The organism is Rhizomicrobium sp. (assembly GCF_056722145.1).
On record NZ_JBWZET010000158.1, the window covers coordinates 1 to 11,725 of the forward strand.

10 protein-coding genes and 1 pseudogene are annotated in these 11,725 nt (G+C 65.8%); all 11 read left to right on the forward strand.

Going from position 1 to position 11,725, the window contains the following annotated elements; genetic code table 11:
* Positions 1–195 (forward strand): annotated as a pseudogene (locus AC1P6P_RS08690) (2-oxoglutarate dehydrogenase, E2 component, dihydrolipoamide succinyltransferase); the annotation flags it as partial.
* The gene (gene rsmH / locus AC1P6P_RS08695) at positions 192–1,112 is read left to right on the forward strand and encodes a 16S rRNA (cytosine(1402)-N(4))-methyltransferase RsmH (protein ID WP_481402044.1); all 921 of its coding nucleotides are present in this window, start codon (positions 192–194) and stop codon (positions 1,110–1,112) included. The pseudogene AC1P6P_RS08690 and the gene rsmH, both read left to right, overlap by 4 nt.
* Positions 1,113–1,121: 9 nt before the next feature.
* Positions 1,122–1,493 (forward strand): cell division protein FtsL, encoded by a 372-nt coding sequence (gene ftsL, locus AC1P6P_RS08700; RefSeq protein WP_481402045.1) that lies wholly within the window; start codon positions 1,122–1,124, stop codon positions 1,491–1,493.
* A 6-nt stretch (positions 1,494–1,499) separates the two neighbouring features.
* Positions 1,500–3,101, forward strand: coding sequence for a peptidoglycan D,D-transpeptidase FtsI family protein (locus tag AC1P6P_RS08705; protein WP_481402046.1), 1,602 nt, complete (start codon positions 1,500–1,502; stop codon positions 3,099–3,101).
* Positions 3,088–4,551: a UDP-N-acetylmuramoyl-L-alanyl-D-glutamate--2,6-diaminopimelate ligase gene (locus AC1P6P_RS08710; RefSeq protein ID WP_481402047.1), complete on the forward strand. Its 1,464-nt coding sequence runs from the start codon at positions 3,088–3,090 to the stop codon at positions 4,549–4,551. Before AC1P6P_RS08705 ends, AC1P6P_RS08710 begins: the two co-directional genes overlap by 14 nt.
* Positions 4,548–5,894 (forward strand): UDP-N-acetylmuramoyl-tripeptide--D-alanyl-D-alanine ligase, encoded by a 1,347-nt coding sequence (locus AC1P6P_RS08715; protein WP_481402048.1) that lies wholly within the window; start codon positions 4,548–4,550, stop codon positions 5,892–5,894. Before AC1P6P_RS08710 ends, AC1P6P_RS08715 begins: the two co-directional genes overlap by 4 nt.
* Before the next feature lie 3 nt (positions 5,895–5,897).
* Positions 5,898–6,995, forward strand: coding sequence for a phospho-N-acetylmuramoyl-pentapeptide-transferase (gene mraY / locus AC1P6P_RS08720; RefSeq protein WP_481402049.1), 1,098 nt, complete (start codon positions 5,898–5,900; stop codon positions 6,993–6,995).
* A gap of 4 nt (positions 6,996–6,999) precedes the next feature.
* The gene (gene murD, locus AC1P6P_RS08725; protein ID WP_481402050.1) at positions 7,000–8,385 is read left to right on the forward strand and encodes a UDP-N-acetylmuramoyl-L-alanine--D-glutamate ligase; all 1,386 of its coding nucleotides are present in this window, start codon (positions 7,000–7,002) and stop codon (positions 8,383–8,385) included.
* Positions 8,382–9,503, forward strand: a complete 1,122-nt coding sequence (locus AC1P6P_RS08730) for an FtsW/RodA/SpoVE family cell cycle protein (RefSeq protein WP_481402051.1) — start codon at positions 8,382–8,384, stop codon at positions 9,501–9,503. Before murD ends, AC1P6P_RS08730 begins: the two co-directional genes overlap by 4 nt.
* On the forward strand, positions 9,500–10,582 hold the full coding sequence (murG, locus tag AC1P6P_RS08735) for an undecaprenyldiphospho-muramoylpentapeptide beta-N-acetylglucosaminyltransferase (RefSeq protein ID WP_481402052.1): 1,083 nt from the start codon (positions 9,500–9,502) through the stop codon (positions 10,580–10,582). The genes AC1P6P_RS08730 and murG overlap by 4 nt, the downstream gene beginning before the upstream one ends.
* On the forward strand, positions 10,579–11,725 hold a 1,147-nt coding region (gene murC, locus AC1P6P_RS08740), incomplete at its 3' end, for a UDP-N-acetylmuramate--L-alanine ligase (RefSeq protein ID WP_481402053.1). The genes murG and murC, both read left to right, overlap by 4 nt.

Sequence of the window (11,725 nt, forward strand, 5' to 3'; positions counted from 1 at the left end):
GGGTTGAAATTCGTAATCTGGAATCCGGACAGCTTTGCGCCGGTGAAGGCCAAGCGTCTGGCCAATGCCCGCGCCGAACGCGTTGCCCGCTCGGCCCAGGAAGCGGCGGCCCGCGCGGCGATGCAGCCGGCGATTGCGGCGCCCGCGCCTGAAACGAGCGCGCCCGTGCCACCGACGACCGAGGCCGCGCCATGAGCCATGTCCCGGTCATGCTGGCGGAAGTGCTCAGCGCGCTCAACCTCGTCGACGGCGGCCATTATGTCGACGGCACCTTCGGCGGCGGCGGTTACGCCCGCGCCATTCTCGAAGCCTGCGATTGCCGCGTTCTCGGCATCGACCGCGATCCCGATGCCATCGCGCGCGGGCAGGCGTTGGTCGCGGCCTATCCCGGCCGGCTGACGCTGATGCACGGCGCCTTCTCCGACATGGATACGCTGCTGGCGGCGAGCGGCGAGACCAAGACCAACGGCGTCGTGCTCGATCTCGGCGTTTCCTCGTTCCAGTTCGACGAGCCGGCGCGCGGCTTTTCGTTCCGCGCCGACGGGCCCCTCGATATGCGGATGTCGGGTGACGGCATGAGCGCCGCCGATTTTCTCAACACCGCCGAGGAGCGCGACATTGCCGACGTGCTGCAGCGCTTCGGCGAAGAGCGTCAGGCTCGCCGCATTGCGCGGGCGATCGTCAAGGCGCGGCCGCTGTCGCGCACGCTCGAACTTGCCGAGCTCGTTGCCGACGTGCTCGGTCCGGCCGCCAAGCGCTTGCCGATCCATCCGGCGACCCGCACCTTCCAGGCGCTGCGCATTCATGTGAACGACGAGCTTGGCGAACTGACGCGCGCCCTCGCAGCCGCGACCGCAATCCTGGCGCCCGAGGGCCGTCTTGCCGTGGTGGCGTTTCACAGCCTTGAAGACCGCATCGTCAAACATTTTCTCACCGAACGCGGCAAACCCGCGGCGCAGCCTTCGCGCCACGCCCCCGTTGCCGCTGCGATTGTTCAGCCCCAGTACCGCCTCGTCTCTTCAAAGCCGCTCACCCCTGGCGAGGCCGAGATTCATGCCAATCCCCGTGCCCGGTCCGCAAAGTTGCGCGCGGCCGAACGCCTTGCCGCTTAGGAGAGAGCCATGATCCGTGTCGTGAGTACGTTCTGCGTCGGGCTGATGGGTTTCACCTGCATCGCCAATTATCACGTCTCGGAAGAGACGCGCATCGCGCGCCAGGAGCTGACGCGCACCGAGAAGCAGATCCAGACCGAGACGCGCGACATCCGCGTGCTTGAGCTCGAGTGGCAGAAGGTCGCCAACCCGGCCGCGATCCAGAAGCTCGCCGAAGCCCAGCTTGGTATGCAGAACGGCCCATCGGTGCAGCTCGCCTCGGTGCGTGACCTGCCGCGGCGGACCGATGCGCTGAACAACGAAGATGTGCGCTCGGCCAGCGCCGAAGCCGAAGTCCAGCAGGTTCCGGTCGTCAAGGCCGCGATGCGCAGCGGAATGTGATGGCCCATGGCGGCGCAGTCCACCGTCCAGCAAAGGAGAATCCTCCTCGGAGCGGCGTTCGCGTTCGTCGCTTTCTGTGGCGTGGCGGCGCGCCTGGTTGACGTCACTGCGTTCAATCCCAAGCCGCCGGCGCCGCATAAATCCGAAAACGTCTTCACCGCCCGCGCCGATTTTCTCGACCGCAATGGCGATCTGATCGCCCGCGATCAGCCCGCCGACGATCTCTACGCCCGTCCGCGCCAATTGAAGGACAAGCACGCCGCCGCGATTGCGCTCGCCGCCGCCACCGGGTCCGATCTCGCCCGCGTCCAGGCGGTCCTGAACGACAAGTATTCCTCGGCGTTGATCGCGCGCCGCGTGGTGCCGGAGATGCGCGCCAAGGTCGATGCGCTGAAGCTGCCCGGCCTCGAATACCTGCCAAATTCCAAGCGCGATTATCCCTTCGGCCGCACCACGGCGCAGGTGCTCGGCGTTACTGATCTCGACGGCAAGGGCGTTTCCGGCCTCGAACTCGGCCTTGAGCACGACGTGCGCAGCGGGCACGGGCCGATCACCACCTCGATCGACAACCGCGTGCAGTACATCCTGCATGATGCCGCCGCCGCCGCGATGGCCGAGTTCCACGCCCACGCCGCCGGCGGGCTGGTGCTCGACGTCCGCACCGGTGAGGTTTTGGCGCTGGTGTCGCTGCCGGACTTCGATCCCAACGCGCGCGATTTCGCCGACGGCGATTCCGGCCGCAACATCATGGTCCAGGACGTCTACGAACTCGGCTCGGTGTTCAAGATTTTCGCCTTCGCGCTGGCGGTGCAGGACCACAAGGTCAGGCTCGACGAATCCATTCCTATCGGCAACGGCTTCAAGATCGGCAAGTACACCATCCACGAAGCCGAACACATGCCGGCGTATCTGATGGCGCGCGACGTGCTCGCCCAGTCCTCCAACATCGGCACTGCCCAGATTGCGCTGCGCTCGGGCCCGACGCGCCAGCGCGAGTTTCTCACCACCCTCGGCCTGCTGCGACCGCTGAAAAGCGAGCTGCCGGAACACGCCCGCCCGCTGTATCCCTCCAACTGGGGCATCGTCGAAACCGCGACGATCGGCTTCGGTCATGGCATTTCGGTTAGTCCGCTCAGTTTTGCCGCAGCCGCTGCGTCCATCGTCAACGGCGGCCGGCGGATTCAGCCGACCTTGCTGCGCAATCCGGTCGACAGCCGCGGCGAGCAGGTGGTGTCGCCGGAAACCAGCGCCACCATGCGTCATCTGCTCCGCTATATCGTCACCGACGGCACCGGCAAGAAAGCCGATGTTCCCGGCTATGACGTCGGCGGCAAGACCGGATCGGCGGAAAAGCCGGGCCGTCATGGTTACCAGGCGCACAAGCTGGTGACATCCTTCTGTGCCACTTTCCCGATCGAGGAGCCGCGCTATCTCGTTTTCGTTGTGCTCGACGAGCCGCATGGAACCAAGGCGACCGGCGGTTTTGCACTCGCTGGTTACACCGCGGCGCCGCTCGCCGGGCATGTGATTGCGCGCATTGCACCCTTGCTCGGGGTTCCGATCAATCCGATAACCGTCGCCAAAGAGAACCATAATGGTAGCGGGTAACAAGGTGGCGGTCGGGCCCGGCGCGGTGAAGCAATTTACCGGTCTGGCAAGCGACAGCCGTGAGGTGAAGACCGGTTTTCTGTTCGCCGCCATCCCCGGAAACACGGGCGATGGCGCGAACTTTGTCGGCGATGCGGTGGCGCGCGGCGCCGTCGCCGTGCTCGGCCGGCCCGAGATCGAAAGCGTGGTGCGGGCGGCTGGCATGGACTTCATCGCGGCTGAAAATCCGCGGGCGGCGCTGGCCAAATTCGCGGCGGCGTTTTACGGCGCCCAGCCGGCAACCATCGCGGCGGTGACCGGCACCAACGGCAAGACCTCGATCACCGTGTTTCTGCGCGAGATCTGGACGGCGCTCGGCAAGCGCGCGGCCTCGATGGGCACCATCGGCGTCGTCACGCCGGAGCGCACCCTCAAGCTCAACCACACCACGCCCGGCCCGATCGAAGTCCAGAAGATTCTCGCCGAAGCGAAAGCGGATGGCATCGATCATCTGGCGCTGGAAGCCTCCAGCCACGGCCTCGACCAGTACCGGCTCGATGGCGTCGAGATCGCCGCGGTCGCCTTCACCAACCTGACGCCCGATCATCGCGATTATCACCCCACCACCGAGCATTATCTCAATGCCAAGCTGCGGTTGTTCCGCGATCTGGCGCGCGACGGGGCGGCGGCGGTGGTCAATGCCGATGCCGATCACGCCCAGACGTTCGTCGCTGCGGCGGCCGAGCGCGGGCTGCGCCTCATCACCGTCGGCGAGCAGGGCGGCGGACTGAAATTGATCGCGCGCACGCCCTCGCTCGAGGGCCAGACGCTGGAAATCCTGTACGACGGCGAGCCGCACATCGTCGAATTGCCGTTGGCCGGCGCCTTTCAGGCGTCCAACGCGCTGGTCGCGGCCGGACTTGCCATCGGGCTCGGCGAGAATGCCGACGCGGTGTTCACGGCCTTGGCGCATTTGAAAGGCGCACCGGGGCGGCTTGAAAAAGTCGCGGTGGCGGCCTCAGGCGCACCGGTGTTCGTCGATTATGCCCACACCCCCGATGCGCTCGAAAATGTGCTCGCCGCCTTGCGTCCGCACACCGCGCGCAAACTGGTGGTGGTGTTCGGCTGCGGCGGCGATCGCGACCGCGCCAAGCGTCCGCAGATGGGCGAGATCGCGCATCGCCTCGCCGATGCCGTGATCGTTACCGACGACAATCCGCGCACCGAAAAGGCCGAGGATATTCGCCGGGAAATCCTCGCCGGCTGCTCGGACGCGACCGAGATCGGCGACCGGGCCGATGCGATCCGCACCGCCATCGCCGAACTGGGCATAGGCGACATCCTGGTGATCGCCGGCAAAGGACATGAAGCCGGCCAGATCGTCGGGGCGACGGTCTATCCGTTCAGCGATCGCGATGAAGCGGTCAAGGCGGCGGTGAAACTGGGTGGGCGGGAGTGGAGCCGGGCATGAAAGTGTTGTGGACATCGGACGAGATCGAACGCGCCACGCTGGGCAAAGCCTCGGCGCCGTTCGCCGTCAGCAATCTGGTGCTGGATTCGCGCAAGGCGACCGAAGGCTCGCTTTATCTCGCGGTCAAGGGCGAGAACAAGGACGGTCACGATTTCCTCAGTTCCGCGTTCGAGAACAAGGCGGCGGCCGCGCTGGTGCACAAGCCGGTGGACGCGGCCGGTCCGGTGCTGACGGTGGCCCATACCCAGCGCGCCCTGGAAGACCTCGCGCGCGCTGCGCGCGCCCGCACCGCAGCCAGGGTCGTCGCGGTGACCGGCAGTGCCGGCAAGACCACCACCAAGGAGATGCTGAAGCTGGCGTTCGGCGCGCTCGGCCCGACCCACGTTTCCGGCGCCTCGTTCAACAATCATTGGGGCGTGCCGTTCTCGGTCGCCAGCTGCCCGCGCGACGCCGCCTATGCCGTGTTCGAGATCGGCATGAACCATTTCGGCGAAATCCGCGGACTGGTGCCGCTGGCCAGGCCCGAGATCGTCTTGATCACCACCATTGCGCCCGCTCATCTCGAATTCTTCGGCAATTGCGAAGCCATCGCCGACGCCAAATCGGAAATCTTCGAGGGCCTGGTGCCCGGCGGTCCGGCGCTGCTGCCGCTCGACAGTCCCTATTGCGAGCGCCTGCGCACCCGCGCCAAACAGCTTGGCGTCACCAACATTCTCACCTTCGGGACCGCCGCCTGCGCCGATGCCCGGCTCACCCACTACGAGGACACTGCCGACGGCGTACGCATCCGGGCCGACATTTTCGGCCATCCGGTCGACGCCGTGATCGGTGCCCCCGGCAAGCACATCGCGGCGAACGCGCTTGGTGCGCTCCTCACCGTTGCGGCGGCGGGTGGTGATGTCGCGACGGCGGCAGCGGCGCTGAAGGGATTTCAGGCGCTCAAGGGCCGCGGCGAACGCATCCATGCCCATGGCGTCGAGATCATCGACGAAAGCTATAATGCCAACCCGGCCTCGATGGCGGCGGCGCTGGCCCTGCTCGCCAAGGCACGGGGGCGCAAGATCGCGGTGCTCGGCGACATGCTCGAGATGGGCCCCGAAGGTCCGGCGCTGCATGCAGGCCTGGCGCCCCATCTCGCTGCAGCCGATCTCGTCTTTTTGTGCGGGCCGTTGATGGCGTCGTTGCGCGAAGCGCTGCCGGTCGGCGCTGTCTATGCCGCAAACTCAAAAGAACTGGCGCCGAAGGTGGCCGCGGCGGTCAAGGCCGGCGACACGGTGCTGGTGAAAGGCTCGAACGGCAGCCGCATGGGCGCCGTCATCGAGGCGATCAAGGCTGGGGGCTGAGCGATGTTCCATTTCCTGTTCTATCTGCCCCACGCCGGCGACATGCCGTTCCTGCGTCTGTTCAAATACCTGACATTCCGCTCCGGCGGCGCGGTGCTGACGGCGCTGTTCATCGCCTTCTGGATCGGCCCCGGCCTGATCCGCTGGCTGAAGGTGAAGCAGGGCAAGGGCCAGCCGATCCGCGCCGACGGGCCGCAGCGCCACATCGTCGAGAAGAAGGGCACGCCGACCATGGGCGGCCTTCTGATCCTGATCTCGGTGGTCTTTTCCACTTTGTTGTGGGCCGACCTCGGCAACCCCTATGTCTGGATCGTGCTGTTCGTGACGGTGGCCTATGGCCTGCTGGGGTTTGCCGACGACTATATGAAGGTGACCAAGCGTTCCTCCGACGGCATCAGCGGCAAACTCAGGCTGGCGGTCGAGTTCGGCGTCGGCTTTCTCGCCACCTTCCTGATCATGCAGGCGGAAACCTCGAGCGTCGGCCTGTACGGCACGCTGGCGGTGCCGTTCTTCAAGAACGTCGTGCTCAGCCTCGGCATCGGCTTCATTTTCGTCGGCGGCATCTGGATCACCGGCTTCGCCAATGCGGTGAACTTCACCGACGGCCTCGACGGCCTCGCCATCATGCCGGTGATGATCGCCGCGGCGGCCTTCGTCCTGATCGCCTATTGCGTCGGCAACGAGAAGTTCGCTGGCTACCTGCAGCTCGTTTATGTCCGCGATGCCGGCGAACTGGCCGTGTTTCTGGCCGCATTGATCGGCGGCGGCCTCGGTTTTCTCTGGTACAACGCACCGCCCGCCTCGGTTTTCATGGGCGACACCGGCTCGTTGCCGCTGGGCGGGGCGCTCGGCGCGGTCGCGGTGTCGGTCAAGCACGAGATTGTTTTGGCGGTGATCGGCGGCCTGTTCGTGCTCGAAACCGTGTCGGTGATCGTGCAGGTGATTTCGTTCAAGCTGACGGGCAAGCGGGTGTTCCGCATGGCGCCCATTCATCATCATTTCGAACAGCTCGGCTGGCGCGAGCCGACCATCGTGATCCGCTTCTGGATCGTGGCGGTCATTCTGGCGCTGATCGGCCTGTCGACGTTGAAGTTGAGGTAGTGTCGTGATCGTCTCCGACGCCTTTTCTCACCGGACCGTCGCCGTCTTCGGATTGGCGCGATCGGGCTTGGCCGCGGTCAAGTCGCTGCGGGCCGGCGGGGCCGAGGTCTTGGCGTGGGACGACAAGGAAGCCTTGCGCGAAGCGGCGCGCGCTGCTGGTGCCAGGACGGTGGAATGGTCGGAATGGCCATGGGACCGGCTCGCCGCCGTGATCCTGTCGCCGGGCGTGCCGCTGACCCATCCGAGGCCGCATGACGTCGTGGTGCGCGCCCGCGAATGGGACGTGGACGTGATCGGCGAGACCGAACTCTTCGCGCGCGCCATTACCGAGACGCCGGTCATCGCCATCACCGGCACCAACGGCAAGTCGACCACCACGGCGCTGATCGGCCATATCCTGAAATCGGCCGGCTTCGATGCCCAGGTCGGCGGCAACATCGGCCAACCGGCGCTGGCGCTCGACGCGCCCGGCCCGAAGACCATCTATGTCCTGGAAATCTCGTCCTATCAGGTCGATCTGTCGCCCGGGCTTGCCGCCGACGTGGCGCTGCTCACCAACATCACGCCCGATCATATCGACCGCCACGGCAGTCTGGAAAACTACGCCGCCGTCAAGATGCGGCTGTTGCAGCAGACCAAGAAAGCCGGGCTCAATGTCGTCGGCGTCGATGATGCGCATTGTTCCGGCATCTTCACCCGCCTGACCTCCAATGGCGGCGCGCCGTGCGTGCCCGTTTCGGTCGGCAAGATCTTGGGCCGCGGCCTCTTCGTGCTCGACGGCGTGCTTTACGACGCCCAGTCCGATCGCGCCGCCAAGGTGATGGACCTTCGTGCCGCGCCGCATCTTCCCGGTGCTCACAACTGGCAGAACGCCGCGCTCGCCTATGGCGCGGTGAAGCCGTTCATCGCCAATCCCGCGGTCATCGCCGATGCCATCGTGTCGTTCCCCGGCCTTGCTCATCGCATCGAGGAGGTCGGCCGTATCGGTAAAGTGCGCTTCGTCAACGATTCCAAGGCGACCAATGCCGATGCCGCCGAGCGGGCGCTGGTCTGTTTCGACGACATATGGTGGATCGTCGGCGGCCGTGCCAAGGCGGGCGGGATCACGCCGCTTGAGGCGCATTTCCCGCGCGTGCGCAAAGCCTATCTGATCGGCGAGGCGGCCGAAGCCTTTGCTGAAACCCTGAACGGCAAAGCCGAAATCGCCATGAGCGGCACGCTTGATGCCGCCGTCGCCGCTGCTGCTGCCGATGCGAGCGCCTCCGCGGTGGCGGAGCCGGTGGTGCTGTTGTCGCCGGCCTGCGCCTCGTTCGATCAGTTTTCCGATTTCGAGAAGCGTGGCGATGTATTCCGCGAGCTCGTGGCCAAGCTGAAAGCGGAGGGCGAATGAACCGCGCCAGCCGCAACTTCCTGTCGGATTGGTGGTGGACCGTCGATCGCGGCGCCGCCATCACCGTGCTTGTGCTGCTCGGCATCGGTCTGATGCTGGCGGTCGCAGCCAGTCCGGCGGCGAGCGGTGGTCCGGTGACGCAAGGCAATTTCAATTTTGCCGTCAAGCAGATGATTTTCGCCGGCGTCGCCATCGCGATCCTGTTCGGCGCGTCGCTGATGAAGCCCGAAGACGTCAAGCGGCTTTCGGTCCTCGTCTATGTGCTGGCGATCCTCGGCTCGGTCCTGGTGCTGTTTGTCGGCACCAAGACGCTGGGGGCCAAGCGCTGGCTCGATCTCGGCTTCTTCACGCTGCAGCCGTCGGAGTTCATCAAGCCGACCTTTGCGATTTTGGCGGCGGCGATCCTCAGTGATCCGCGCCCGGCGCCGCTGCCCAAGCCTGCGATGGTGCTGCTGCTGTTGACGCCGGCGCTTGGCGTCTTGATCGCCCAGCCCGATGTCGGCCAGACCTTCCTCCTGGTGCTGCTCTGCATTTCGATGCTGTTCTTCGCCGGCCTGTCGCACAAATGGATGGCGATCATGGGTGGTGGCGCTGCCGCCATGGCCGCGATCGCGGTATGGAAGTTCCATCATGTGCAGCACCGCGTGGCGCAGTTCTTCCACCCCACCGAGAAGGGCCTGCAGGTCGACCGTTCGCTGCAGGCGTTCCAGCATGGCGGCCCGCTCGGTGTCGGCCCCGGCGCCGGCACCGTCAAATACCGCCTGCCCGACGTGCATTCCGACTTCATCTTTGCGGTGGCAGGCGAGGAATTCGGCCTCATCCTCTGCGGCGTCATCGTCATTTTGTTCTGCTTCTTGACTGTCAGGCTGCTGATCAAGGCGGCGAACGCGCGCGACAGCTTTCTGCAGCTCGCCAGTGCGGGCCTCGCCACGGCGCTGGCCTTGCAGGCGTTCATCAACATGGCGGTGGCCATGAACATGATGCCCGCCAAGGGCATGACGCTGCCGTTCATTTCGGCCGGCGGTTCGTCGCTGTTCGCGGTGGCGCTGACCATGGGTTTCATCCTGGCAATCGGGCGGCAGCGGCCGCAAATCGATCTGGGAGGGCCCAGGGCATGACGATAGTTCTGGCGGCCGGCGGCACCGGCGGACATCTCTTCCCGGCCGAAGCGCTGGCGGGCGAGTTGATGGCGCGCGGGCACAGAATCGTGGTGATGACCGACAAGCGCGGCACCGGCTATGGCGACGTCTTTCCCGGCGCCGAGATCGCCATCGTGCCGTCGGCGGCGTTTTCCGACCGCAGTGTGTTCGGCTTGATCGCGGCGCCGTTCGAAATTCTCGCCGGCATTCTCGTGTCGTTCGCCAAGCTGAAAAAGCTGAAGCCGGCGGCGGTGGTTGGGTTCGGCGGCTATCCCAGCCTGCCGGTGATGCTGGCGGCGTGTCTCGCCGGATTGCCCACCGCGATCCTCACGCCCGACGCACTGCTCGGCCGCGCCAACCGGCTTCTGATGAATTACGTCAAGGCGATTGCCGCCAATTTCAAGCTGGTGCGCTTCCTGCCGCGCCATCCCGACAAGATCGTCTACACCGGAAATCCCTTGCGCTCCGATGTGACCGCCCGCAGCGCTGCCGCGTATGAGACCCCGACCGGCGCCATTCGCCTGCTGGTGTTCGGCGGCAGCCAGGGCGCGCGGGTGTTCTCCGAGCGGGTGCCGAACGCCGTTGCGCGACTGCCCGAAGCGATCAAGGCGCGGCTCGAAGTCGTGCAGCAATGCCGCCCGGAAGATATTGACGGCGTGCGCCGCGTCTATGAACGCATGAACGTCAAGGCCGAGCTGGCGTCGTTTTTCAAGGACATGCCGCAACGCATCGCCGATGCCCATCTCGTCATTGCGCGCGCCGGTGCCGGCACCGTGTCGGAACTGGCCTGCATCGGCCGTCCCGCGATCCTGGTGCCGCTGCCGCATGCACTCGACGACAACCAGACCCCGAACGCCGAAGCGCTGGTCGCGGTCGGTGGCGGCTGGCGTCTGCCGCAAAAGGATTTCACGCCGGAAAAGCTGTCCGACATGCTGACCGAAGCCTTCGCCGATCCGGCTGGGCTGGCCCAGCGGGCGGCAGCGGCGCTCACATTGGCTCGGCCGGACGCGACCCGCGCGCTCGCCGATCTCGTCGAGAAATTGGAGGGCGGGCGATGACCGCACCCGTGGGGACCCGCGTTCCGCTCGATATCGGTGCCATTCATTTCATCGGCATCGGCGGCATCGGCATGAGCGGCATCGCCGAGATCATGCACAATCTCGGCTATCACGTTCAGGGTTCGGACGCCGCCGACAATAATAATGTCAAGCGGCTGAGGGCGATGGGCATTCCGGTGGCGGTCGGCCACGCACCGGAAAACCTCATCGGTGCTCATGTCGTGGTGTATTCCTCGGCCGTCAAACCCGGCAATGCCGAATTCGATGCGGCGCGCCATCAAGGCCTGCCGCTGGTCCGCCGCGCCGAGATGCTGGCCGAGATCATGCGGCTGAAGTCGTGCATCGCGGTCGCCGGCACCAACGGCAAGACCACCACCACGACGATGGTGGCGGCGCTGCTCGATGCCGGCGGGCTCGATCCCACCGTCGTCAACGGCGGCATCATCAATGCCTATGGCACCAATGCGCGCCTCGGCCAGGGCGAATGGGTGGTGGTGGAAGCCGACGAGAGCGACGGCACCTTCCTGCGCCTGCCGTCGACGATTGCAGTCGTCACCAACGCCGATCCCGATCATCTCGATTTCTACAAGACCTTCGACAATCTGCGCGACGCCTTCCAGCGCTTCATCGAGAATGTGCCGTTCTACGGCTTTGCGGTCTTGTGCATCGATCATCCCGAAGTGCAGGCGATGGTCGGACGGATCACCGACCGGCGCATTCTCACCTATGGCATGAGCCCGCAGGCCGACGTCCGCGCCGTCAACATCCGCTTTGCCGAGGGCGCGTCGTGCTACGATGTGATCTTCACCGACCGGCTGGCCGGCACCGAACGCCGGCTCGAGAATTTGCGCCTGCCGATGCCGGGCGAGCACAACGTCCAGAATTCGCTGGCGGCGATCGCGGTAGCGAGCCAGCTCGGCGCTTCCGACGAGATCATCGCCAAGGCGCTCGCCAGTTTCCGCGGCGTCGGGCGTCGGTTCACCCGCGTCGGCGAATGGAATGGGGCGGCGATCATCGATGACTACGCCCACAATCCGTTCAAGATCGCTGCGGCCCTGAAGGCGGCGCGCCAGGCTTATGCCGGGCCGGTGGTCGCCGTGGTGCAGCCGCACCGCTACACCCGCTTGCGCGACACGTTTGCCG

What these genes read in the sequence shown, in the direction of transcription:
- rsmH (WP_481402044.1), top strand. Translation starts at nt 192, where the DNA reads ATGAGCCATGTCCCGGTCATGCTGGCGGAAGTGCTCAGCGCGCTCAAC.
- ftsL (WP_481402045.1), top strand. Translation starts at nt 1,122, where the DNA reads ATGATCCGTGTCGTGAGTACGTTCTGCGTCGGGCTGATGGGTTTCACC.
- AC1P6P_RS08705 (WP_481402046.1), top strand. Translation starts at nt 1,500, where the DNA reads ATGGCGGCGCAGTCCACCGTCCAGCAAAGGAGAATCCTCCTCGGAGCG.
- AC1P6P_RS08710 (WP_481402047.1), top strand. Translation starts at nt 3,088, where the DNA reads ATGGTAGCGGGTAACAAGGTGGCGGTCGGGCCCGGCGCGGTGAAGCAA.
- AC1P6P_RS08715 (WP_481402048.1), top strand. Translation starts at nt 4,548, where the DNA reads ATGAAAGTGTTGTGGACATCGGACGAGATCGAACGCGCCACGCTGGGC.
- mraY (WP_481402049.1), top strand. Translation starts at nt 5,898, where the DNA reads ATGTTCCATTTCCTGTTCTATCTGCCCCACGCCGGCGACATGCCGTTC.
- AC1P6P_RS08730 (WP_481402051.1), top strand. Translation starts at nt 8,382, where the DNA reads ATGAACCGCGCCAGCCGCAACTTCCTGTCGGATTGGTGGTGGACCGTC.
- murG (WP_481402052.1), top strand. Translation starts at nt 9,500, where the DNA reads ATGACGATAGTTCTGGCGGCCGGCGGCACCGGCGGACATCTCTTCCCG.